General features: G+C 66.1%; 23 protein-coding genes. 15 read left to right on the forward strand and 8 right to left on the reverse strand.

Features of this window, described 5'->3' with window-relative positions:
• Window positions 1-2 precede the first annotated feature (2 nt).
• Together ACFYOW_RS34310 and ACFYOW_RS34315 are read left to right on the forward strand one after the other, a co-directional pair.
• Window positions 3-347 (forward strand): hypothetical protein, encoded by a 345-nt coding sequence (locus ACFYOW_RS34310; RefSeq protein ID WP_387294214.1) that lies wholly within the window; start codon window positions 3-5, stop codon window positions 345-347.
• 4 nt (window positions 348-351) lie between these two features.
• Window positions 352-1,554 (forward strand): hypothetical protein, encoded by a 1,203-nt coding sequence (locus tag ACFYOW_RS34315; protein ID WP_387294215.1) that lies wholly within the window; start codon window positions 352-354, stop codon window positions 1,552-1,554.
• A 33-nt stretch (window positions 1,555-1,587) separates the two neighbouring features.
• On the opposite strand, the gene ACFYOW_RS34320 is transcribed toward ACFYOW_RS34315, so the two are convergent.
• Complete coding sequence (locus ACFYOW_RS34320; RefSeq protein ID WP_387294216.1) at window positions 1,588-2,139, reverse strand: flavin reductase family protein; 552 nt, start codon at window positions 2,137-2,139, stop codon at window positions 1,588-1,590.
• Window positions 2,140-2,305: 166 nt separating this feature from the next.
• Window positions 2,306-2,779, reverse strand: a complete 474-nt coding sequence (locus tag ACFYOW_RS34325) for a YbaK/EbsC family protein (protein WP_040686103.1) — start codon at window positions 2,777-2,779, stop codon at window positions 2,306-2,308.
• A 164-nt stretch (window positions 2,780-2,943) separates the two neighbouring features.
• On the opposite strand from ACFYOW_RS34325, the gene ACFYOW_RS34330 reads away from it, so the two are divergent.
• The 6 genes from ACFYOW_RS34330 (at window position 2,944) to ACFYOW_RS34355 (ending at window position 8,070) form a co-directional block, all read left to right on the forward strand.
• Window positions 2,944-3,765, forward strand: a complete 822-nt coding sequence (locus tag ACFYOW_RS34330) for a crotonase/enoyl-CoA hydratase family protein (protein WP_387294217.1) — start codon at window positions 2,944-2,946, stop codon at window positions 3,763-3,765.
• Window positions 3,766-3,854: 89 nt separating this feature from the next.
• Window positions 3,855-4,361 (forward strand): MarR family winged helix-turn-helix transcriptional regulator, encoded by a 507-nt coding sequence (locus ACFYOW_RS34335; RefSeq protein WP_387294218.1) that lies wholly within the window; start codon window positions 3,855-3,857, stop codon window positions 4,359-4,361.
• A complete protein-coding gene (locus tag ACFYOW_RS34340) occupies window positions 4,358-6,151 on the forward strand; it encodes an MDR family MFS transporter (RefSeq protein WP_387294219.1) in 1,794 nt (597 codons plus the stop codon). The genes ACFYOW_RS34335 and ACFYOW_RS34340 overlap by 4 nt, the downstream gene beginning before the upstream one ends.
• A 122-nt stretch (window positions 6,152-6,273) precedes the next feature.
• Window positions 6,274-7,029 carry a maleylpyruvate isomerase family mycothiol-dependent enzyme gene (locus ACFYOW_RS34345; protein WP_387294220.1) on the forward strand — a complete coding sequence of 252 codons (756 nt, stop codon included), beginning with the start codon at window positions 6,274-6,276 and terminating at the stop codon, window positions 7,027-7,029.
• A gap of 260 nt (window positions 7,030-7,289) precedes the next feature.
• On the forward strand, window positions 7,290-7,508 hold the full coding sequence (locus tag ACFYOW_RS34350) for a hypothetical protein (RefSeq protein ID WP_387294221.1): 219 nt from the start codon (window positions 7,290-7,292) through the stop codon (window positions 7,506-7,508).
• Between the two features lie 343 nt (window positions 7,509-7,851).
• Window positions 7,852-8,070 (forward strand): hypothetical protein, encoded by a 219-nt coding sequence (locus ACFYOW_RS34355; protein ID WP_387294222.1) that lies wholly within the window; start codon window positions 7,852-7,854, stop codon window positions 8,068-8,070.
• Window positions 8,071-8,191: 121 nt separating this feature from the next.
• Here the strand turns inward: ACFYOW_RS34355 and ACFYOW_RS34360 are convergent, their stop codons facing one another.
• Entirely contained in the window at window positions 8,192-8,683 is a 492-nt protein-coding gene (locus tag ACFYOW_RS34360) for an inorganic diphosphatase (protein ID WP_387294223.1), read from the reverse strand.
• 203 nt (window positions 8,684-8,886) lie between these two features.
• On the opposite strand from ACFYOW_RS34360, the gene dacB reads away from it, so the two are divergent.
• Window positions 8,887-10,326 carry a D-alanyl-D-alanine carboxypeptidase/D-alanyl-D-alanine-endopeptidase gene (gene dacB, locus ACFYOW_RS34365; protein WP_387294278.1) on the forward strand — a complete coding sequence of 480 codons (1,440 nt, stop codon included), beginning with the start codon at window positions 8,887-8,889 and terminating at the stop codon, window positions 10,324-10,326.
• A gap of 13 nt (window positions 10,327-10,339) precedes the next feature.
• Window positions 10,340-11,455: a zinc-dependent metalloprotease gene (locus tag ACFYOW_RS34370; protein WP_387294224.1), complete on the forward strand. Its 1,116-nt coding sequence runs from the start codon at window positions 10,340-10,342 to the stop codon at window positions 11,453-11,455.
• A 158-nt stretch (window positions 11,456-11,613) separates the two neighbouring features.
• Here the strand turns inward: ACFYOW_RS34370 and ACFYOW_RS34375 are convergent, their stop codons facing one another.
• Window positions 11,614-12,066, reverse strand: coding sequence for a winged helix-turn-helix transcriptional regulator (locus tag ACFYOW_RS34375; RefSeq protein WP_387294225.1), 453 nt, complete (start codon window positions 12,064-12,066; stop codon window positions 11,614-11,616).
• A 90-nt stretch (window positions 12,067-12,156) separates the two neighbouring features.
• Here ACFYOW_RS34375 and ACFYOW_RS34380 point away from each other — a divergent pair, with 90 nt between their 5' ends.
• The 4 genes from ACFYOW_RS34380 to hpt all read left to right on the forward strand — a co-directional run bounded on the left by ACFYOW_RS34380 (window position 12,157) and on the right by hpt (window position 14,875).
• The gene (locus ACFYOW_RS34380) at window positions 12,157-12,750 is read left to right on the forward strand and encodes a dihydrofolate reductase family protein (RefSeq protein WP_387294226.1); all 594 of its coding nucleotides are present in this window, start codon (window positions 12,157-12,159) and stop codon (window positions 12,748-12,750) included.
• A 47-nt stretch (window positions 12,751-12,797) separates the two neighbouring features.
• On the forward strand, window positions 12,798-13,181 hold the full coding sequence (locus ACFYOW_RS34385; protein ID WP_387294279.1) for a PPOX class F420-dependent oxidoreductase: 384 nt from the start codon (window positions 12,798-12,800) through the stop codon (window positions 13,179-13,181).
• Between the two features lie 68 nt (window positions 13,182-13,249).
• Complete coding sequence (tilS, locus tag ACFYOW_RS34390; protein ID WP_387294227.1) at window positions 13,250-14,275, forward strand: tRNA lysidine(34) synthetase TilS; 1,026 nt, start codon at window positions 13,250-13,252, stop codon at window positions 14,273-14,275.
• 42 nt (window positions 14,276-14,317) lie between these two features.
• Entirely contained in the window at window positions 14,318-14,875 is a 558-nt protein-coding gene (gene hpt / locus ACFYOW_RS34395) for a hypoxanthine phosphoribosyltransferase (protein ID WP_063042806.1), read from the forward strand.
• Here the strand turns inward: hpt and ACFYOW_RS34400 are convergent, their stop codons facing one another.
• Genes ACFYOW_RS34400 through ACFYOW_RS34410 form a run of 3 tightly spaced genes read right to left on the reverse strand, consistent with a single transcriptional unit; the run spans window position 14,876 to window position 20,381 of the window.
• Window positions 14,876-15,589, reverse strand: a complete 714-nt coding sequence (locus ACFYOW_RS34400) for a cyclase family protein (RefSeq protein ID WP_387294228.1) — start codon at window positions 15,587-15,589, stop codon at window positions 14,876-14,878.
• On the reverse strand, window positions 15,586-17,823 hold the full coding sequence (locus ACFYOW_RS34405; RefSeq protein WP_387294229.1) for a serine/threonine-protein kinase: 2,238 nt from the start codon (window positions 17,821-17,823) through the stop codon (window positions 15,586-15,588). Before ACFYOW_RS34405 ends, ACFYOW_RS34400 begins: the two co-directional genes overlap by 4 nt.
• Entirely contained in the window at window positions 17,820-20,381 is a 2,562-nt protein-coding gene (locus ACFYOW_RS34410) for a serine/threonine-protein kinase (RefSeq protein ID WP_387294230.1), read from the reverse strand. Before ACFYOW_RS34410 ends, ACFYOW_RS34405 begins: the two co-directional genes overlap by 4 nt.
• 410 nt (window positions 20,382-20,791) lie before the next feature.
• On the opposite strand from ACFYOW_RS34410, the gene ACFYOW_RS34415 reads away from it, so the two are divergent.
• On the forward strand, window positions 20,792-22,162 hold the full coding sequence (locus ACFYOW_RS34415; RefSeq protein ID WP_387294280.1) for an amidase: 1,371 nt from the start codon (window positions 20,792-20,794) through the stop codon (window positions 22,160-22,162).
• Here ACFYOW_RS34415 and ACFYOW_RS34420 read toward each other — a convergent pair.
• On the reverse strand, window positions 22,159-23,049 hold the full coding sequence (locus ACFYOW_RS34420; protein WP_063042803.1) for a LysR substrate-binding domain-containing protein: 891 nt from the start codon (window positions 23,047-23,049) through the stop codon (window positions 22,159-22,161). The genes ACFYOW_RS34415 and ACFYOW_RS34420 overlap by 4 nt on opposite strands.
• Window positions 23,050-23,429 lie beyond the last annotated feature (380 nt).

Genomic DNA, 23,429 nt, shown 5'->3' on the forward strand with positions numbered 1-23,429 from the left:
TCATGGGCAACAGCAACTTCCGGCTCGATCCGGCGCAGTTCCGTTCGATCGCGACCGAAATCGGTTCGCTGGGCACCGAATTCGCCACCGAGGTGGCGGAATTCACCAGCGCGCTGAGCGAGGACGGCGACGGCATCGGCGATGACGAATTCGGAAAGGCCTTCCTGCAGAACTTCCTGGGCCCTGTCGAGGATGCGACCGAGATGCTCGACGGTGTGATCAGCCTGCTCGGATCGGTCCAGAAGCGTTTCACCGCCGTCGCGGACGCCGTGACGACGACCGATGGGGACTTCGAGTCGGCCGTCGAGAAGATCACCGGCCTGCTCGACGAGAACGGCAAGGGGTAGCCGCATGGGATTGCAGATACCAGCGGCGCTGGAGCCGGTGGCGGCGGTCGTCGTCTATCGCTGGCCGAAGGCGGATGAGACCAAGCTGTTCAGTTTGGGCAACAAGGCCGAGGCGATGGCGAATACGCTGGAGAAGTACTCCGGCAAGATCGATACCAAATTCCAAGAGGCACTCGGCCATATCGAGGGCGAGACCCACGACGCGATCGAGCGCTATCGACAGAAGACGATGCAAGCGGTCGAGACGCTCACCGATCTGCTCCGCGATATCGCCCTGGCGCTGCGGATCTACGCATCGCTGATTCTGGCCATCAAGCTGTACATCATCTCGATGCTGATCTACACCGCCATTCAGTTGGCGGCGGCCGCCGCGGCAGCGGTGCCGACCCTCGGCGCGAGTACCGCCGAGGCGGCGGCAATGCAGGTCGCGATTCGCACCGCCATCACGCAGGCGCTGCGCAAGCTGGTCCAGCAGATCCTCACCCGGACCGTGATCAAGGCGGCCACCGGCGCATTGACAAGTACCGCAATGGAATTCCTGCGACAGACCATCGGGATCGAGATGGGTACGCGCGACGGTTACGACGTCGATCGGCTGGTCGAATCGGGTGAGCGTGGGGCACTGGATGGGGCGATCAAGGGTGCGCTGAACAAACTCGGGTTCAATTCCACCGATACGAAGAAGTTGGCGGAGCAGCTCACCACCACGGCGTTCGGACCGGCGCGCAATTACAAGGCGCTGCACGATGGTTCGCAACAGACCGACACGTCGGACACGACAACCCCGCAGCACGCGCCGTATGTGAATCCGTCGCCCGGGGGCACGACTTTCACCGCTGGTACATCGGGCGAGGATTCATCGACGCCGCAGCACGCGCCGTATGTGAGTCCGTCGCCCGGGGGCACGACCTTTACCGCCGGCACGTCGACCGATGATTCTTCGCCGCAGCACGCGCCGTATGTGGCACCGTCGACGACGCCGACGCCCACTTCGATCAACGACACAACCGTGCCGACGTCGACGCACGGTCCGTTTACCACGAGCACCTCGCCCGTGAGTCCACCCGAGCCGACCACTGATTCACCACCGAAGGAACCCAGCCAAGACGAGCTGACCCCGAATTCGACCACGCCCTCATCACTGGATATGGGTGCGGGTGACACCTTCCACATCGAGGTGCGCACCGGCTCATCGCTCGATCTATAGCGTTGCCGCGCAGGTGAATCCGCCCGGCCGCGTTCAGTCTTCGAGCGAGGTCGGGCGGTAGTAGCGGCCGCGGTAGTAGAGCAGGGGTGCGGCGCTCGGCTGCTCGTCGGTGTTGTCGTGGACCCGGGTGACCAGGCCGACGACGAGGGTGTGGTCGCCGATGGGGATCAACTGCTGGATGGTGGCGCGGATCCAGATGGGCGTGCCGTGCAGCACGGGCTCACCGGTGTCCAGGGTGGTCCACAGGGAGCGGTCGCTGAAGCGTTGATCGGCGGTGCGGGCGAAGCGCTTGGCCAGCTCGTGCTGGTGTTCGCCGAGGAAATGGACCACCACGGAGTCGGCCGCCTGCAATGCCGTCAGGCTAGACGAGGTGTGGGCGATATTGAACGAGACCAGCGGCGGCTCCAGGGACAGCGATGCGAAGGAGGTCGCGGTGAAGCCGACCGGGCCGTTCGCGGAGCCCAGGGTGACGACGGTGACGCCCGCCGGATAGTGCCGCATGGAGGCGCGGTACAGCTCGGCGGTGATACCACTCAGATCATCGGGAATCTGGATGTCCGTGGCGGGGGGTTGAGCTTCGGTCACAGCTGCGCCTCGCTAGCGCTCGGCTCCGCTGCGACCGTTGGTGCTGTGTTGATGGTTCGCGCGCTCACGTCTGCGCCTCGCTGGCGCTGGGCTCCGCTGCGACCGTTGGTGCTGTGTTGGTTCGCTCGCTCACATGACGAAACTACGCCGCGTACTTGTGTGGCGCTCAGTCCACGTCTATCGGGAGCCCGGCGGTGATGCGTACCAGTTCGCGAAACGAGGTGCGGAACACGGTATTCGGATGGCCGCCCGCGGCCCAGACCTCCCGATGCGTGGACAGCACGTTGTCCACCCAGGTCGGCAGGTTGGTGGGATGGCCGACCGGTGCGATGCCGCCGATGGGCTGACCGGTCACCTCCTGCACCATCGCGGCGGGGGCGCGGGTGAGCTTGCCTTCCAGCCGTTCACCGGTGCGCCCGAGATCGACCTGGTGTGCGCCGGAAACCAGGAGCAGCACCGGATCGTCATCCAGGAGGAACACCAGTGATTTCGTGATGGCGCCCACATCGACGCCGAGTGCCCGCGCGGCATCGGCAGCGGTGGGCGTGGGGGCGGGCTGAGTGACGATGACACCATGGTGGCCGCGCGCGATCAGGGTATCCGCGACCCGGCATGCGACTGGTGGAAGCGACCTGCGCATGGAACCCAGAGTAGAGCGATTGCGGGCAGTGTGCCGGTCGAGTTTTCGGTCAGTGGTCGAGATGTCCGATGGGAGAACCAGTGCGGCGCACCGACTTTGCACAGCATTTGCACGCGGAACGGACTGGTCGGCTGACTTGCTCGCACCTGCTTTACGCTGGACGAATGACTGATTGGCAGGCTTTCACCGTTGAAACCAAGGACCACATCGCGCAGGTCACGCTGACCGGCCCCGGCAAGGGCAATGCCATGGGTCCGGACTTCTGGCGGGAGCTGCCGGAGATTTTCCGCGGGCTGGACGCCGATCCCGAGGTTCGCGCCATTGTGCTCACCGGTTCCGGAAAACATTTCTCCTACGGACTCGACTTGCCCGCGATGGCCGGTACGTTCGGTCCGCTGATGGCGGATAGGGCGCTGGCCGCGCCGCGCACCGACTTCCTCTACGAGGTGCGCAATATGCAGGCCTCGGTGACCGCGGTGGCCGATTGCCGCAAGCCGGTCATCGCCGCGGTTTCCGGCTGGTGCATCGGCGGCGGGCTGGATCTGATCGCCGCCGCCGATATCCGCTACGCGAGCGCGGACGCGAAGTTCAGCCTGCGCGAGGCGAAGGTCGCGATCGTCGCCGATATCGGTTCGCTGCACCGGCTGCCCGGCATCATCGGTGAGGGCCATTTGCGCGAACTCGCCTACACCGGTAAGGACATCGACGCTGCGCGTGCCGAGAAGATCGGCCTGGTCAACGATGTATTCGCCGATCAGGAGGCGGTACTGGACGCGGCGCACGCCATCGCGCGCGAGATCGCCGCGAATCCGCCGCTGGTGGTGCAGGGTGCGAAGGATGTGCTCGAGCAGCGCACCAAGGATCAGGTGGCCGCCGGGTTGCGCTATGTCTCCGCGTGGAACTCCGCATTCCTGCCGTCCGAGGATCTGACCGAGGCCATCCAGTCGGTGTTCGAGAAGCGAGCTCCGGAGTTCAAGGGCCGGTAAAGGCCGCATATTCGCTTGCCCTAGCCGTTGGCTCGCACACATACTTGTATCACGCAACTAATTGATTGACGCAAGTAAAGGTGAGTCGAGTGGATGAGGACGGGCGGTCGGTCGAGGCGATCGCGATTCAGCTCACCCGGCTACAGCGAATGCGCGATCGGACCGCGGCGCAGCTGCGCAGCGGGGACGGCGTGGATCCCGCGGCCTTCGCGATTCTGTTCCGGCTGCTCTGTGACGGGCCGATGCGCTCGGGTGCACTCGCCGATGCGGTGCATTCGGATGCGTCGACGGTCAGTCGGCACATCGCCCATCTGGTCGAACGGAAGCTGGTCGAGCGGCAGGCCGATCGCAATGACGGCCGCGCCACCGTACTGGTCGTCACCGAGCATGGTCGGGAGGTCGCCGAGCGGATCCGCAGGCGTCGACACGAAAACCTGACCCGGGTGATGGCGGCTTGGACGCCGCAGGACCGGGCCACCTTCGCCGGGCTGCTGCGCAAGTTCGTCGACGACTACGAGCAGGCCAAGCCCGCCATGATCGCGGCCATGCGCCAAGACCACAACCTTTACGACCTTCGGATGGAGAACGATTCGTGACCGCACCGGCCACCGTGGCGGAGCCCACGGGTTTCACCCACAGACAGATCCTGACCATCATGAGCGGTCTGCTGCTCGGCATGCTGCTCGCGGCGCTGGACCAGACGATCGTCTCCACCGCGATCCGCACCATCGCCGACGATCTCGACGGCTATTCGATGCAGGCCTGGGCGACCACCGCCTACCTGATCACCGCGACGCTCGCAACGCCGCTGTACGGCAAGTTGTCCGATATGTTCGGCCGCAAGCCCTTCTTCATGGCGGCGATCTCGATCTTCGTGCTCGGTTCGCTGCTGTGCACGATGGCGCAGTCGATGTACGAGCTCGCGGCATTCCGCGCATTCCAGGGACTCGGTGCGGGCGGCCTGATGTCGCTGGCGCTGACCATCCTCGGCGATATCGTCAGCCCGCGTGAACGCGCCAAGTACCAGGGCTACTTCCTCGCGGTATTCGGCACCTCCAGCGTGATCGGCCCGGTGCTCGGCGGTGTGCTGGCCGGACAGGACAGCATCCTCGGGATCAGCGGCTGGCGCTGGGTCTTCCTCGTCAACGTGCCGATCGGCTTGGTCGCGCTCGGCGTCGTCTCCAGGGTGCTCAAGCTGCCGAAGCGGCCGCATTCCACCGACCGGGTCGACTGGTGGGGTGTGCTCGTGCTGGCGATCGGACTGGTGCCGCTGCTCATCGTTGCCGAGCAGGGGCGCGAATGGGGTTGGGGCAGTGGACGATCCATCCTCTGCTATGTGATCGGTGTGCTCGGTGTCATCGGGTTCGTGCTGGTCGAGAAGGCAATGAAGGATAAGGCGCTGATTCCGCTGCGGATGTTCGCCAATAAGACCTTCGCACTCGGCGTGGTGATCTCGGTCGTGGTCGGCTCGGCGATGTTCGGCGGTATTTCGCTGCTGCCGCAGTACCTGCAGGTGGTGCGCGGATCCAGTCCGACGCTGGCAGGTCTGCAGATGCTGCCGATGGTGCTCGGGATGATGACCGGCTCGGTCGTATCCGGCCAGCTGATCTCGCGTACCGGTCGTTACCGGATCTTCCCGCTCATCGGCGCGACCATGCTGACGCTGGGCCTGTTCCTACTGCACTTCGTGAATGCCGACAGTCCACTGTGGGTCGCGATGATCTTCATGGCCGCCACAGGCTTCGGACTCGGCAATCTCATGCAGCCGCTCACCATCGCGGTGCAGAATGCGTTGCCGCCCAAGGATATGGGCGTCTCCACCGCCGCGGCCACGTTCTTCCGGCAGATCGGCGGCACGATGGGTGTCGCGGTATTCCTTTCGATCCTCTTCGCGCAGTTGACGCCGAATATCTCCACCGAGATTAAGTCCGCGGCCGCCGATCCGGCATTCCAGCACGCGGTGGTCGAGGCAGCGCAGAGCAGCAATCCCGCCGATGCCGCACTCGCGAAAGGGCTACTCGCGCAAGATACTTCGGCTGCGGGTGGGGTGCTGAAGGACAGTTCGATCGTGCAGCAGCTCAGCCCGGAGCTGGCGCGGCCGTTCAAGGTCGGTTTCGCGGAATCGATGTCCACGGTGTTCCTTTCGGTGACCGGCATGGCACTGCTCGGGCTGATCCTGGTGCTGTTCTGGAAGGAAGTGCCGCTGCGTACGGTCGGCGGTATCGAGGCGGCCAAGGGTGATACCGCGGCCAACGGTGCCGGGCCGGATGTGCTCGAGCGCACCGGGTTGTTGACCGCCGGGGGCGAGGCAATCAGCCCACCCGAGGATGCGGTGAGTTCGACCAACGGTGCTGGACCGCGATCCGGCGGTGTCGGTTCCGCCTGAATCTGTCCAGTCGAAGCGCGCCCGGCCCGGCAGTCTCCTGGGCCGGGCGCGACCCGTTTCACGGTCCCGGGCAGCGGTGTTCGCCGGGCTCATCGAATCGAATTGTGGTTAGAGTCGAATTCGTGACCTCTCTCGACAAAACGGCTCTGCGCAAAGCATTCCTGGACGAGACCGATCTGCTCGCCGACCTGTACCGGTCCGCCGACCCCAAGACGCCGATACCGACCTGCCCAGATTGGACCCTGGCGAATCTGATCGCCCACGTCGGCGGTGGAAACCGTTGGGCCGCAGCGATGATTGCCGGCGGGGCTACCGAATTCCTGGAATTCCAGCAGGTTCCCGATGTCCGTCGGCCACGCGAGATGGATGAGGCCGACCGATGGCTGCGAGCCAGTGCCCGAGCGGTGATCGACAATATCGACACAGTGGGTTCCGATGTCCCGGTCTGGACGCCGTTCGGCTCCCCGCGTCCGGCCGAGTGGTGGGTGCGCCGACGCCTGCACGAGGCGACCGCGCACCGCGCCGACGCCCTGCTCGCGGTGGACCGAGACGTGAACATCGCCCCCGAACTCGGCGCTGATGGGCTGTCGGAGTTCCTCGAGATCGTTGAGAGCGGGCCGCGCTTTCAGACACCGCTGGAGGTAGGCACCAGTCTGTGCCTGCGCGCCATCGACACCGATGACAGCTGGACAATTGTCCGATCCGGCGACACGATCACCATCGGCGACAGCCCGGCACCGGCATTGCTGACGGTTCACGGTACGGCCGTGGATCTGTTCCTCCTGTTGCTGCGCCGGATCCCGCCCGACAGTCAACGGCTGGCGATCTCCGGGGATTTGTCGGTGCTCGCGACCTGGCTGGAGCGCGTCGAATTCTGAATCTTCGGCAGTGCCGGTTTCTGTTGGTACCTACTCCCGGACGGCCGAATATTACTGTGGCACTGGGCTTTTCCTTGAATGTGTGATTGACGGGAACCTGGTTCTCGCAGTGGTGTACCGAGACTCCTGCGGACGCAGGGTGGAGTAGGTGGAATTGCCCCATGGGGCGGTTGTCCGAGCCCTAGGGTTGGCCGTGCTGGACATTTGCTGTCCCCACCGTAAGTGAGGTAATCAATCAACCTCGCTTCAGGAGCAATGGAATGCGAATCAAGTCCATCATCGCGGCCGGTCTTCTCTCTGTCGCCGCCGTCGCCGGGGTGTCGACGGCCGCAACCGCGTCGGCGTCCACCGGCTACTACTACGGCACCTACACCACCTCCAAGGCATGTGCCGCGGACGGCGCTTCGCCCAGAACCGGCGGCAACTACTGGAAGTGCGTCCAAACCTACAACGGCTGGGAGCTCTACACCTACTACTGACTCGAATGACAGCGAGACGCGGGAAGTCCGACCGCACCGGACTTCCCGCTTTTGCCGTGAACCGCCTCGCCACACGGGTCGCCGCGCCACGCGGCACTTCAAGATCACCATGTACTGGTGGCCGCAAACGTTGAGAGCAGTCCGCCAGGAATACATTCTCGGCGACGCTTTGGGGTGTGGGGCGCCGAGAGTTCTTGGAGGCGTGGAGGAATGAGTGTGGGGTGGGGGAGGTGGTGTTGCCCAAGGGGGAGGTTGTTCGAGCCCTAGGGGTGGGTGTTCGGGGGGCGAATGGTCCTTAATGTAGGCGAGGTAATCAATCAACCTCGCTTTCAGGAGCAGTGAAATGCGAATCAAGTCCTTCATCGCGGCCGGTCTTCTCGCCATCGCCGCCGTCGCCGGGGTGTCGACGGCAGCAACCGCGTCCGCGGCCTCGGGCTACTACTACGGCACCTACGCCACCTCCGCGGCATGTGCCGCGGACGGCGCCTCGCCCACCACCGGCGGCTACTACTACGAGTGCGTCGAAACCTACAGCGGCTGGGATCTCTACATCTACTACTGAGCCGATCCGCCGATGATCGAAATCGGCGGCACCGCACCGCAATAGAAACGAAAGCGGGAAGTCCGAACGCCGGACTTCCCGCTTTTCGTTCGGGGCGAATCATCCACCGCCCCAAGAAAACTCAGTGGCCGCCGTTCTCCTGCAGCCGCTTGATCGAGGCCTCCACCTCGGCCTCGGCCTCGGCGCGACCGACCCACTCCGAGCCCTTGACGAACTTGCCCGGCTCCAGATCCTTGTAGCGCTCGAAGAAGTGCTTGATCGCGGCCAGTTCGAACTCAGGCACATCGGCCAGGTCCTGGATGTGATCCCAGCGCTTGTCGCCTGCGGGCACGCACAGGACCTTGTCGTCGCCGCCCTTCTCGTCGACCATCTTGTACATCGCGACCGGACGCACCTCGATCAGGCAGCCCGGAAACACCGGCTCCGGCAGCAGGACCAGCGCGTCCAGCGGGTCGCCGTCCTCGCCGAGGGTGTTCTCGATGTAGCCGTAGTCGGCCGGGTAGACCATGGACGTGTAGAGGAAGCGGTCGAGCCGGACCCGACCGGTCTCGTGATCGACCTCGTACTTGTTCCGAGAACCCTTGGGGATCTCGATGGTGACGTCGAACTCCACGCCATCTCCTTACTGATGCTTCTGGGTGACTGTCGTCGGAACGCCGACTCGACAGGTGTTCGGGGGGAACGGTGCCGGAACGAGGATAGTGTGGTCCGCGGGCACTTGGGTGCGGTAGGTGGGTGGACCCGGCGACGGTGCGACGGTCGGGCGATACGAGACGGAGAGACGGCGGGCACGTGGTGGGTGGCAGCAATAGGAATATCGGTGGCTTGGCCGCCAAGCGACGCCGCAATATCTGGATCGGCGTCGCGTTCACGCTGGCCTTGCTGCTCGGTGCCGGGGCGGGCGTGGTGATCGCGGTCAAGCCGTGGACCGAGGAATTCCGGCACGGCGGGCTCACCATTGCCGCGCCGCCCGAACCGGTCAAACCGCTTCCGCAGGTCGCGCCCGCGCCCTCGAATGCGCCCGCGCCGACTCCGTCCGGTGTCGCCGCCGCGCTCGCGCAGGCGGTCGCCAATCCCGACCTCGGTGCGTTCGCCGGTGAGGTCACCGATGCCGACTCCGCGACAGTGCTGTGGAGCGCCGAATCCGATAAACCGATGATTCCGTCGTCCACCGCCAAGGTCCTCACCACGGCGGCCGCCCTGCTCACCCTGCCCGCGGATCATCGGGTGACCACCCGTGTCGTCACCGGATCCGCGCCCAATGAACTTGTGCTCGTCGGTAGTGGCGATCCGACACTGACCGCGCAGCCCGACGGCAAAGGGTATTACCCGAACGGGCCGCGGCTGTCGGATCTGGTGTCGCAGATCAAAGATTCCGGCCATCCCGTCGACACCATCGTGGTCGACACCTCCGCATATTCCGGCCCACCCATGGCGCCCGGCTGGGATCCGGCCGATATCGGCGAGGGTTCGATCGCACCGATGGATCCGGTGATGCTCGACGGCGGCCGCCTCGACCCGCTGGTGGAGTATTCGCCGCGCACCCCGACTCCGGCCCTGGCCACCGGACAGCGTCTGGCCACCGAACTCGGACTCGATCCCGCCAAGGTGCGGATCGGCAACGCCGCCGCCGATGCGACCGAGGTGGCCGGCGTGCAATCCGCGCCGCTGCGGGACCGGCTGCGCGACACCATGGTCCATTCCGACAATGTGCTCGCCGAGGCCATCGGCCGCGAGATCGCGGTCGCGTCCGGTAACGAGGCATCGTTCAGCGGGGCTGTCGCCGCCCTCGAAACCGCGCTCGGCAAGGGCGGATTCGATCTCAACGGACTTTCGATGCGCGATAGCAGCGGCCTGTCGACCGAGGACCGGGTGCCTCCCCGGCTGCTCGACAAGATCATCTCGACCGCCGCGAAGCCGAGCGGGGCCAATGCCGTGCAACCGAGCAATACCAAGGCCAGGCCGGAGACCGACCGCATCGCGACCACCCTGGCGCCGCTGCTCGACGATCTGCCTATTGCAGGTGCGACGGGGTCGCTGAGCAGCCGTTATGTCACGCAGAACCGAGGCGGCGCGGGCTGGGTGCGGGCCAAGACCGGAACTCTCTCGGTGGCGAGCACGTTGGTCGGGTATGTGCTGGACAGCGATGGGCGAGTACTGACCTTCGCATTGATGTCGAACGATCGGCCACCGGAGCTGAGCCGGCCCGCGTTGGACGCCATCGCCGGCACGCTGCGTAACTGTGGATGCTCGTGACGGGTGGTTGACCATGTTCGAAGGCACTGAAAAATCGGGCGCCGCGCCCGCCGTGAATTCGGGTGCGGACGCTCCGGCCGAGCGCAGACGCTCCGGATTTTCCGGTGCCGTCGATTGGCGTCTTGCCGCGCGCACCGGCGCCGCGCTGGTGCCGTCAGGCCCGCGGACCTCGCGGTATTCGGCCGAGCAAGTAGTGAGCGAGCTGGCCGAGGCATCGGTGCGGGCGGAGGGGCCGGTTCGTGAGGTGAGCGGTCTGCTCGACGACCAGCCGGTGCCCTCGGCCCTGATCGTGGACCGACCCGGCTGGATCAATGCGGCCGCCGATTCGATGGCCCAGTTGACCGGCACCGGGCAGGCATCGGACAAGGGCCTGCTTGCAGGCAAACCCGCCGGTGTGCAGGCCGGCGCGATGCTGGCCTTCCTGTCCACCGCGATCCTCGGCCAGTACGACCCGTTCACCGGGCCCGATGGGACGCTGCTGCTCGTCGCGCCGAACATCATGGCCGTCGAGCGTGCACTCGGCGTCTCGCCGACCGACTTCCGCTTCTGGGTCTGCCTGCACGAGGTGACCCACCGGGTGCAGTTCTCCTCCGCGCCATGGCTGGCCGATTACATGCGCGCCAATGTCGACATCCTCGGCGAAGTCGGCGAGGAACCGCTCGCCGATATGCTCGGTCGCCTCGTCGAAGAGGTGCGCGAACGTCGCCGCGGCACCGGTTCCGAAGACCCGAATTCCCGCGGTGTCGTCGGCCTGCTCCGCGCGACCCAGGCCCCGCCGCAGCGCGAAGCCCTGGACCGCCTGCTGATGCTCGGCACCCTCCTGGAAGGCCACGCCGACCACGTCATGGATGCTGTCGGCCCCGCCGTCATTCCCACCGTCGAACAAATCCGCGCCGCCTTCGACAAGCGCCGCAAACGCCCGACCAACCCCCTCCAACGCCTCCTGCGCGCCCTGCTCGGCGTGGACGCCAAGGTCGCTCAATACGTCCGCGGTAAGAAATTCGTCGACGCGGTGGTGGCCCAAGTCGGCATGGCCCAGTTCAACACCGTCTGGACCAACCCCGAAACCCTTCCGCTCGCAACGGAAATCGAGGATCCGCAACGCTGGGTGGCGCGCGTCCTCGGGTAGTTCTCTATTGCTTTGTGCCCGAATGTGTTTCGGTTCGTGCCGACAGTCGACGATGCCTCAGCCGGGCATTCGCGATGAGTCCGATCGCGCAGAAAGCGACACCGATTCGCCCGCGTGCCCTCCCATCTCGGCGAGGACGCGGAGGGCGAGCGGGTGCATCACACGGCTGCGCCGGGGCCTGGCAGCGGGTCGATGTCGTTTGCGTGCATAGGCTCGCCGCAGTGGGCGCAGCGCAGGTCGACGCTGCTGATCTCACCGCATGCGTGGTGGCGGTAGAGCACCGGCGGACCGGCGTCGCCCGCGAGCCATTTGTCTCCCCAGCCGGTCATGACCATGAGCAGATCGACCAACTCGGTGCCCTTCTCGGTCAGGACGTACTCGTAGCGCGGTCGCTGGTCGTAGGGGCGGCGGTCGAGGACGCCCTGGTCGACGAGGTGGTTCAGCCGCTCGGTCAGGACCTTGCGTGAGATACCGAGGTCGGCCTGGAGCTGTTCGAAACGGCTGAGTCCGACCCATACGTCGCGCAGGATCAGCGGCGACCAGGGCTCCCCGATGACGTCGAGCGTGCGCGCGATCGAGCACGCCATTTTGCTGAAGTCCGTGCGCTGCATGAATCCAGTTTAGCAATCTGGGTTCCCTTAGGGAACTTTGACTGTTATGGTCATAGAGTCTCTTAAGGGAACTTAGAAAGGATTGCGGAGATGGGCAAGGTCTTCAGCGCTCACGCGGTATCGGTCGACGGTTACATCACCGGCCGCGATCCCGGCGCCGGGCGCGGCCTCGGCGACGCAACGATGCTCTTCGACTGGTATTTCAACGGCGACACACCGAGCCGGGTGTTCGACGGGTTCGGGCTGAGCGAGCCCAGCGCCCGGGTATTCGACGGACTCGCCGCACGTGCGGGCGCGGTCGTGGCCGGCCGCAACACCTACGAAGATTCCGACCATTTCGGCGGCGGCAGCCCCCACCCGAAGGCCCCACTGTTCGTCCTCAGCCATCGGACGGCACCGGAGCTGACCGACCGGCAAACCCTCGTCACCACCGGCATCGAGGACGCGATCGCGGCGGCCCGCGCGGCCGCCGGTGGCAATGATGTCGGCCTCATGGGCGGCGGCGTCCTCGCCGAGGCATTGCGGGCGGGACTCGTCGACGAGGTGATCCTGCACCAGGTGCCGATCCTGCTCGGTGGCGGACGACCCTTCTTCCAGTCGCTCCCCGAACACGTGCGCCTGCGCCTCGTCGAGGCCGTCCCGGCGCCCGGCGTCACCCACCTGCACTACGAGGTCGAGCGATGACCTCCGACAACCAGCCCATCCGGACCCCACACCAGGAGATGACCACGATGCTCGACCCCTACGTACGCCGCGTCCTCGACGGCACCTCGATCGCCCACGTCGCCACCGTCCTGCCGGACGGCGCCCCACACTCCATCCCGGTCTGGGTCGGCACGCACGGCGAGCACATCGTGTTCCTCACCGGCCCGGACAGCCGCAAGGCCCGCAATCTTCGCCGCGACCCGCGGGTCGCGCTGTCCCTGACCCCGGCCGACAACCCGTTCGAGCCGGTCATCCTGCGCGGCCGCGTCGTCGAGTGGCTCGAAGGCGACGCGGCCTGGACGATCATCGACCAGTTGGCCGAGAAATACATCGGTCAGCCGTATTCGCGAGACAAAGAGCGCGTCGTCGCAATCATCGAACCCGAGCGGCAGACGGTAGGCGTCTCATGATCGGCGAAGGCTGCATCGTTGAGCTTGCCGAGCGAATCGAGAGCACTGATCATCGGTAGTCTCCGGATATGAGCCGGACGGCGGGAGCGATGCCCGGGAATTCGCGGCGGCTGCCCGAGACCGAGGCGGTGCTCGAAGTGCGGCGGGCGGTGCGGGGGTGGCTGGCCGATTTTGCGACGGGTGATGTGGCGGTCGCGTTGTCCGGTGGTGCGGATTCGCTGGCGTTGACGGCGGCTGCGGTGGTGGAGGCAGCGCAGGTCGACGCGCTGGTTGTGGATCATCAGTTGCAGGCGGGATCGGACAGGGTGGCGGCTGAGGCGGCGGCCGCGGCGTTGGCGCTGGGGTGTCGGTCGGCACATGTGCTGACGGTCGAGGTCGGTGTGGACGGGGGATTGGAGGCGGCGGCGCGGGCGGCTCGGTATGCGGCGCTCGACGGGGCGCGGGGTGGGTTGCCGGTGCTGCTCGGGCACACGCTCGATGATCAGGCCGAGACCGTGCTGCTGGGGTTGGGACGGGGATCGGGTGGGCGGTCGATTCAGGGGATGGCGGCTTTCGTTGATCCGTGGGGGCGGCCGCTGTTGGGGGTCCGCCGGGCGGTGACCAGGCAGTTGTGTGTCGACATCGGACTGACGCCGTTCGAGGATCCGCACAATTCGGCGGCGGAGTTCACCAGGGTGCGGTTGCGGAATGAGGTTCTGCCGCTGCTGGAGGAGGTGCTCGGAGGCGGGGTCGCCGGGGCGTTGGCGCGGACGGCTGAGCAGTTGCGTGATGACGGTGCCGTATTGGATGCGCTGGCCGACGAGTTGTTGCGGGCCGCGAGTACCGGTCCGGCGAGTAATGGCCCAACCCTCTCGATCGAGACCCTCGCCACTGCCCCCGCGGCCTTGCGCCGGCGCGCAATCCGTGCCTGGTTGCTGGCCGGTGGCGCTAAAGCCCTGACCAACAAGCATTTACAGGCGGTTGACGAATTGATTACCGCATGGCGCGGGCAGGGCGGCGTCGCGGTGGGCGGCGGGCAGCCGGGACGCAGGTTGGTCGCGGCGCGCGAACATGGCAGGCTGACTTTGCGTCTGCAAGGAGCCGATGACACATAATGGATCGGGCGGGGAGACACCAGGGAAGGGAAACCAACTGACGTGTACGAGGGCGATATCGCGTCGGTGCTGATCACCGAGGAACAGATCGCGGCCAAGACCCAGGAGTTGGCCGAGCTGATTGCCAAGCGTTATCCGGCCGACGCCCCCGAGGGGGATCTGTTGCTGGTCGGCGTGCTCAAGGGCGCCATCTTCTTCATGACCGATCTCGCCAAGGCGCTGCCGATTCCCACCCAGATGGAATTCATGGCCGTCTCCTCCTATGGCTCGTCCACCTCGTCCTCCGGTGTCGTGCGCATCATGAAGGACCTGGACAAGGACATCGCGGGCCGCAATGTGCTGATCGTCGAGGACATCATCGACTCCGGTCTCACGCTGTCCTGGCTCAAGCGCAATCTGTCCACCCGCAATCCGGCCTCGCTCGAGGTCGTCACCCTGCTACGCAAGCCGGACGCGCTACGCACCCACGTGGAAGTCGCGCACGTCGGCTTCGATATTCCGAACGAATTCGTCGTCGGCTACGGCCTCGACTATGCCGAGCGCTACCGCGACCTGCCGTATATCGGCACCCTCGACCCGAAGGTCTACGGCGGCGCGTAATCAGGGCAGCATCGCGAATATCGTTGCGGGCGAACCGGACCCGCCGCCGTAGAGCGCACCGCCGACCAATACCCAGGCACCGGTGGCGGGTAGTTCGGCGAGATTCGCCAGACATTCCAAGCTGATCCGATGTTTGCGATACAGCAGCTTCGACACCTCATAGGTGTCGTCGGTCCCCAGATCGGGTCCGAACGTATCGATGCCGAGCGCGCCACGCCGCCCCAGCCGCCCGGTCCGCAATAGCCATTTGACCGTCTCGACCGCGAATCCCGGTTGGTGATCGGCACTTTCACCGGTTCCGATGAATTCCGGCGTCCCCCATTTCTCGTCCCACCCGGTCCAGGCCACCAACGCCGACCCGTCGGGTATCCGCCCGTGCCGGCCCTCCCATTCCCGCAGATCAGCGGTGTCGATCGCGTAATCCCGATCGTTCGCACATTGGTCCCGCACATCGATTTTCACCGCGGGCAACAAGAGATCGTCGAGATCCAATTCGTCGGCGGCCAGGCCGTCGGCATGGAAGTGGATCGGTGCGCCCCAATGGGTTCCGGTGTGCTCGCCCTGCTGGATATAGCGCAGGTAATAACCGTCGTTCGCGACCGTCGCGACAATATCGGTCCGGAATTCGGGATCACCGGGAAACAGCGGCGCCGTCGCCGGATCGTGGACATGGGAAAGGCTGACCAGCCGTCCGAACGGCCGCGGGCCGGTCATCGCTTCCGCTGCGGAATCGCACGTGCCAAGGCCAGCAGATCGGCCTCGAGCATTCGGAACAACCGATAGGTGAGCACGAATGCCAGGATGCCACCCACGCTGAGCACCCGCACCGAAACGATCACCAAATCCAGATCGGCGGGCTCGACGAAGGTCGCACTCGCCACCCCGAGCAGCGGAACCGATGCGGCGACGCCCAGATAGAAGTTGCCGCGCTTGGCGAGTTTGCGCAACTGCTGCTCGTCCTCGGCGCCGATACCACCGCGCACAAGCAGCTGTGGATAAATCGAACGCACCGCGTAAACCATGATCGGGAAGAACGGATACGCCAGCGCGATCGCGGCGCACACCACCTGCGCGGCGAAGAAATGCAGAAAGGTCGCGCGTGGTAGCTCGACCCCGAAGAAGACCGGCGCCAAAGGCCACACCAGCCCGGCGAGCAGCCAGAACCCGAACGGCACCCAGACCGCCCAGTCACCCATCTGCAGGGTGTCGCGCCGGGCGGCGGCCAGCGTGCGCGGGGAGTATTCGCGACCGCGGGCCAGCCGGAATCCGATGGTCAGCGGGCGGCGGGTGAGGAAAAGCAGCAGCAATCCGGCGATCGGAAAGGCGATGAGATTTGTGATCAGGCCGCCCGTGGCGAACCGTTCCTGGTCGGCCGCCGTCATCCGATCGATGATCAGTGAGTTGTTCAGGTTGATGTTGTAGACGCTGGCGAGGAAATTCGGCACGCCGACGCACAGCGTGAGGATCGGTATGAGCCAGCCTCGCGACCGGTACGCCAGGCTGGACGGTGCCGGATCGACCAGTTCCCTGGCGCGCTCGTCGAGGCACAGATCGAGTTGCGCGGCTAGTTCGGTGCCATTGCGCCAGCGGCGCTGCGGATCGGCCCGCAGACACTCCAGCAGCACCCGTCGCAGCGCATTAGGGGTGTCCGTGGGCAGTTGCTCCAGCGTCTCCGCGGTGACGCCGCGCTCGCGCAGGACGACCATGGTCGCGATGGTTTCGGCGCGGGCGTCCGGATCGGCGGGCATCGGCGGATCGTCGAACGGCATCGCGCCGGTGAGCATTTCCCAGAGCAGCGCGCCGAGGGAGTAGATATCGGTGCTCGAGCCGGGCGGCGGTGCGGCTGGATCGAGGAGTTCGGCGAGTTGTTCGGGGGACCGGTACGGCAGCGAATCCGGTTCGGCGGCCAGCGGATTCGCCGCCGTGCGAGGTGCCGCCGTGCGCGCGGCGAAATCGGCGAACTTGGGAATACCCTCCGCGGTGAACAGCACATTCGCGGGTTTGATATCGCGATGCAGTACGCCGTGCTGCTCGGCGTAATTGAGCGCGTCGGCCAGTCGTCTGCCGATCCAGGCCACCGTCTCCGGCCAACTGAGTGCGGCGATTTCGGCGCGCACACTCGAATCCGACGGCCGGATCTCGCCCTTAGCCTCCATGGCGGCATCGACGGCGCGCAGCAGCAGGGCGCCGCCCTCGGATTCCGGGCCGCGCCGCCGCTCGGCGAGCACTCCGGCAGCCGTACCGCCGGGCAGGTACTGCATGTAGACCAGCCGGGTCGATGCGGGGGCCTCCGGTGTCGCGGCAGTGACCAGGCGCTGATCGAAAACCCGCACCAGATGTGGATGATCCAGTTGCGCCATGCTGTGCCCGCCGGCCGCGCGGCCCGCCGAAAGCCGCACGGCGACAAGACGTTGCATGGAGCGCTGCCTCGCGAGGAAGACCCGGCCGAGGGTGCCGGTGCCCAGATCGGTGAGCAGATCGAAGTCATCGATCCGATGACCCGGTGTCAGACCGGCGACCAGCGCGGCGGCTCGTTCGGTATCGGCCGCGGTATCGTCGTCGGCGTAAACGGCCAGCCGCGCGCGCACATCCTGGGCCAGCTCCGGATATTCGGCGAGGAAATCCGCCAGTTCCAGCGAGCCGTACCGGCGTCGAGCCAGGAACTCCTCGCAGAGCAGATCGACCAAATCCGCACTGTGCTCGACCTCGGGAAATTCCTTGCGGTACTCGGCGATGCGTTTGCCGAGGCCCTCCCGATCCCAGCGGTGGCGCAGATCGATGCGAACCAGATCGGTGAGTACCGCCACCCGCACCTGGGTGCCGTCGGGGATGTACTCCGCGATAGGAGGTGGTTCGGTCCGCTCGCCACGCAGGCAGTGCTGCCAATCTTCGGTGAATCTGGTTATGGGGTCGGTCTCGCCTCGATGCGCGAAATCGGCGGCTGTCACGATCGCGGCTCCGGCACGGCCGGCCTGCCGCGCTCCCGGTCCGCCGAAACATGATCGCGGTCAAGGGAATCCGCTGGCGCGACGACCCGCTCCAGTGCACGCAGATCGGCCTCCAGTGCCCGGAAGAGCAGGTAGGAGCCGATGAACGCGATGATGCCGCCCACACAGAGCACGCGCACCGCGGCGATCACCATCGGAATATCGCCGGGCGGCAGGAAGGTCACGCCCGCTACCGCGAGCAACGGCACCGAGGCCGCGACCGCCAGATATCCGTTGGCGCGGCGATCCAGGCCGCGCAGCCACACCGCGTCCTCGGTACTGATTTCTCCGTGCCGCAGGAAGATCGGATAGATGCAGCGGACCATGAAGAAGCACACGAGGAAGAATGGGTACGCCATCGCGATCGCGCCGCACACCACGATCGAGGTGAGGAAGTGCACCACCGCGCGGGCGGGCACATCCCCGGCCGCCAGTTGCAGCGCGATCGGGAAGGTGAATCCGGCGAGCACCCACAGCGAGAAGACCACCCACACCGCTCGGTCGCCGAACAGCAGGGAATCCGCCCTGGCCAGCCGCAGCGTCTCGGCATCGTAGCGGCGGTGGCGGCGCAGCCCGTGCGGCACTGTGAGCATCCTTCGGGACATATAGAGGATCAGCGCCGCGCCGAGCGGGAAGAAGATTCCGTTCACCGCGGTGGTGATGATCATGAAGGTGCGCCCGGCGTCCTCGGGGAGCCGGTCCACGATCAGATGCTGGTTGTGCTGGATGTTGTATGCCGAGGCGAGGATATTCGGGATGCCGATGGCCAGCGACACGATCACCAGCCGCCACGACCGCAACTTCAGCCGCCAACTGCCGGGCGGCGGGTCGACCAGATCCCGGGCCCTGGGGTCCATGCACAGGTCGAACTGTTTGGCCAGCACCCCGCCATTGGCCCAGCGCCGCGTCCGATCCGATTCCAGACAGGTCAGCAGCACCCGCCGCAGCGCCGCCGGGCAATTCGCCGGAACGCGTTGCAGCGCAATGTCGTCCACGCCGGCGGTGCGGCGTTCGAGCATGCCTTCCAGCGCCGTATCGTCGCCTTGTTCGGTCGCGGTGGCATCGTCGAACGGTTTCGCGCCGGTGAGCAATTCCCACAGCACCACGCCGAGGGAGTAGATATCGGAGCGGGTGTCCAGATCCTCGGCCGTGCGCTCGCGGCCGGGATGGCAGGCCTCCAATTGTTCGGGCGACATGTACGCCAGCGAGCCACCGAAATACGCCACCGGACTGGTGCCCGCCACATTGCGGCTGAAGCTGATATTGAAATCGGCCAGTTTCGGCACCGCCTCGGCGGTGAGCAGGATATTGGCCGGTTTCACATCGCGGTGCAGTACGCCGTGCGCGGAGGCGTATTCCAGCGCCTCGGCCAATCTGCGGCCCAGCCAGGCCACGGTTTCGGGCCAGCTCAGTCCGGCGATCTCGGCGCGCACGCTGGAATCGGTCGGGCGGATTTCGCCCTTCTCCTCCATGGCCGCGTCGACCGCGTCGAGCAGCAGTTGTCCGCTGCGTTCGGCGGTTGGGGTCGCGCGTACCCAGCGCAGCACGCCGAGCAGGGTGCCGCCGGGCAGGAACTGCATGTACAGCAGCCGGAGTCGGCGCATGGCCGGATCGCGGGCGTCATCGGAGCCGAGCAGCCGCTGATCGAAGACGCGCACGATGTAGTCGTGGTCGAGTTGGGCCAGAGTCTGCGGTTCGGTGCCGTGGTCGGCGGAGATCTTCACCGCGACCAAGCGCTGCAATGATCGCTGCCTGGCCAGGAATACCCGGGCGAAGGCGCCGCTGCCGAGTCCGGTCAGCAGGTCGAAGTCGTCGATGGATTGGCCGATCTCGATCCGGTCGAGGGCGTCGAATTTCCCCGGACCGGTTCCGCTCGTGGTCGGAATGGCGGTCGCCGTCTCGGTCGGATCGACGGTCGTGCGCGTCACGTCAGTATTACGAACGGACTGCTGGGTTCGGTTCAGTCCGACGGTTTGATCGGCTTGCACGGTTCGGCTCAGTTCGGCCGCCGCGCGGGTATTGGCGAACTCGGTCAGCACCGAATCCTCGAGCGCCGCCCGGCGGGTGCTCTGGTCGATGTCGTCGGCATTGAGCAGCGCGCGCAATTCCGCCGCTTGTTCCGGATATTCCCGCAGATAATCCTTCGGATCGACACGTTCACCGCTGTGTCTGCGGATGACGAACTCTTCGTACACCAAACCGGCCGGAATCCCGCCCGGTTCGAGTTCCGGAAACTCGGCGCAGTAGTCGAAAAGCCGTTTGCGCGGCGTCGGCGTCTCGGGCAGCCGGATCCAGCGATGTCGCAGGTCGACGCGGATCAATTCGATCAGGGCGGCCCGGCGCAGGGATTCGGCATCGGGCAGAAAGTCAGCGATCTCGGGTGGCCGGCGCGCCGATTCCCATGCGGTCGAGAAGGCCTCGACCACATCGTTCTCGGTATGCGACGCCGACTCGCCCCAGTCTCTGGTCGGCTCGGTGTCGAGATCGGTTCGGTGCGTATTTTCGGGATCAGCACTCATTTTCGGACCTACCTGCTGAGCGGATGTCGAGTATCCGCAGTGGCCGTTCGGTGGATGTGCCGCTGAATTTCCGCCACACCCGACGACATCGTCCCCCGAGCAGTAATCGAAATGATAACTTGCGCCACAACAGCGGATCACCCGATTTCGACAACGATGCGACGGGGAAGAACCAGCACATGAACAACACTGCGGCGCGAGCGACGGGCGCGGAGGCGGTAGCGGAGCGTGACCACGGAAAAACCCGGGAACAGCGCCGTAAATCGAATACCGTGACGGCCGCGGCGGGTGGCGTCGCGGCGGCCGATCCGACAGCGACGGATTCGACCGCTCCGGAGGCTGCTGAAGCCCCGGAGGTGCAGGCCGCCCGTGGGGTCGCGGTGGGCGGGACCGACGCCGTACATGCTTCGATGGATTCCAGCATGCCACGCGAAACCAGCCTGTCACGAGGTCCGGCGGCGGCAATCGCGGCGAGTGTGCGTGACGGCTCGCTGACGCCGACCGAAACCGTCGATACCGCCCTGGATCTGATCGCCGCCGAGAACCGAAAGACGAATGCGTTCACGGTCGTTCGCTCCGCTAAGGCACGGGCCGAAGCACTCGCGCTGGAACAGCGTTCCGATCTGGATCTGCTGCCGCTGGCGGGGGTGCCGATCGCGATAAAACACAACATCGCGGTCGAGGGTGAATCGATCCTCGCCGGTTCCACCGCGACCGATACCCGCCCGGCAACCACCGACCATCCGGTGGTGTGCAGGCTGCGGGCCGCGGGCGCGGTGGTGGTCGGGCTTACCGCGGTCCCCGAACTGGGCCTGTGGGCGACGACCGAGAGCGAGGGCCGCATCGGTCGGAACCCGTGGAACTCCGCCCACAGCTCCGGCGGCTCCTCCGGCGGTTCGGCCGCGGCCGTGGCGGCCGGGTTGGTGCCGGTGGCACACGGCAACGACGGGTTCGGTTCGGTGCGCATTCCCGCGGCCTGCTGCGGGGTGTTCGGGATCAAACCGGGCCGGCATACCGTACCGGCCGAGGTAGGCGTCGATTCCTGGTCCGGGATGGTCGAAAACGGTGTGCTCGCAACGACAGTCGGCGATGCCGCGCTCATGCTGTCCGTGCTGGCCGCGCGCCCGGACCTAGCCGAGTTGGAGGCGCCGGGCCGACTACGCATCGGGCTGGCCGTGGCGCCACCGTCCCGGATGTTCCGGGTCGATCGGCACTGGACCGCGGCGGCCCGCACCGCTGCTTCGGCCGCCGCCGCGGCCGGGCACCTGGTGGAAGCGGTGACACTGCCCTACGGCGAATCGCTCGTTTCGGTCGGCCTGCGCTGGTTGGCATGCGGCGCGCGGGAGGCCGTGAATCTCATCCGCCCCGAACGTCTGCAGCGGCGCACCCGCCGCCACATCGCACTCGGTCGGCTCGTCCAGCGGCTGCGGCTGGTGCGACCGGCGCAGGTGGACCGGGTCGAGGCGCAGCTGCTGGATTTCTTCGAGCGCTACCACGTGGTGATCACCCCGACGCTCGCCGCGCCGCCACCGCGGGCCAGGGCCTGGCACACTCTCGGTTGGCTCGCGAATGTTGTTGTCAGCGCTCGGTATTCACCGTTCACACCGCTGTGGAATCTGGTCGGCTGGCCCGCCGCGTCGATCCCGATGGGAATGCACCCGAGATCCAAAACGCCCGTCGCCGCCCAACTCACGGCACCGCCCGGCAGTGAATCGATCCTGCTGCGCCTCGCGGCTCAACTCGAGTCGATCCACCCCTGGAAGCGAACGGTGAACGACTAACCCGCGATCGCGGGCTGATGCTGCACTGCGAAACCACCGTCCACCGCACGTGCGGCGAACTCGAGAATGGTGGGCCGATTGTCGTCGGCGCGCCAGGCCACCGCCAATTCGCACGGGGCGAGTCCGGCGAGCGGTCGGGCGGTCAGACCCGGCCAGCGGTACATCGGCACATTGTTCTCGGCCAGCAGGCAGACGCCGAGGCCGAGGCTCACGGCCTCCAGCTTGTCCTCGGGGGTCGCCGCCTCGGCACCGATCTTGGGCTGACGGCCGTTGCGGGCATCGTTGCCGAGCCAGAAGTCGCGCACCGCACCGGCCTCGGTGGGCAGTGCGATGAACGGTTCGTCCAACAGGTCGGCGAAGTCGATGGTGTCGTTCTCGGCCAGCGGATGGTTCTCCGGCAGCAGCACCCAGCGCGGCTCGGTGCGCAGCACCTGCCAGCGGTATCTGTTCGGATCGGGTAGCGGAAGCCAGACCAGGGCGAGGTCGGCCTGTCGACCGGCCAGACCACTGGACGGGTCGGTCCAGGAGGCGGCGTGCAGCGCCAAGCGGTGCCCGCTCGCGCTCTCCAGATCGTTGAGCAGCCCGCGGCCGAGCGCGGATTGGATGCCGACGCGCAGCACCTCACCCGCCTCCTGCAAGGAGACGTTGGTGACCTCCCACAGCTCCAGGATCTTGCGGGCGCCTTCGAGCAGTTCCTTACCCGCGACGGTCAGCGCGACGCTGCGCTGGTTGCGGTCGAACAGGACCACGTCGAGCTGACGTTCCAGCTGACGAATCTGACGCGACAGGGTGGGTTGAGCGATGTGCAGCCGCTGAGCGGCGTTGGTGAAGTGCAGTTCCTCAGCGACGGCGACGAAATACCGCAGGTCGCGCAAATGCGGGTCCATAGCCCCTTGCTATCAGAATCAGTCCTGAATTTCCAGCCTATTAAGGCCGGAAAGTCTGGATATGGCAGCCGAAACAGTCGGCAGGTTTGTTAGACACAGCATATGGCTTGTCATGGTCATTTGCATCATCGACTCCGCGAATCTCCAGCACTCGCGACCCGTACTGCCGCGCGCAAGTTAATTGGGCATATGACCAGCAACGATGCGGCGACGACTTGGTCTACGGACCGCGCCGTGGAGGTGCTGAAGTGTGGCCGGTCACTGTGGGGAAACCGGCCCGCAACGAGGGCGATGCGGTTACGGGCGGGTGGAGTGATGTTAGTCACAATTGTGTTTGCTGTCTCGCTCGAACGGTCCGGGGGACGGCAGTCGCGGGGTGT

It is taken from the genome of Nocardia sp. NPDC006982 (genome assembly GCF_042869435.1).
Classification (GTDB): domain Bacteria; phylum Actinomycetota; class Actinomycetes; order Mycobacteriales; family Mycobacteriaceae; genus Nocardia.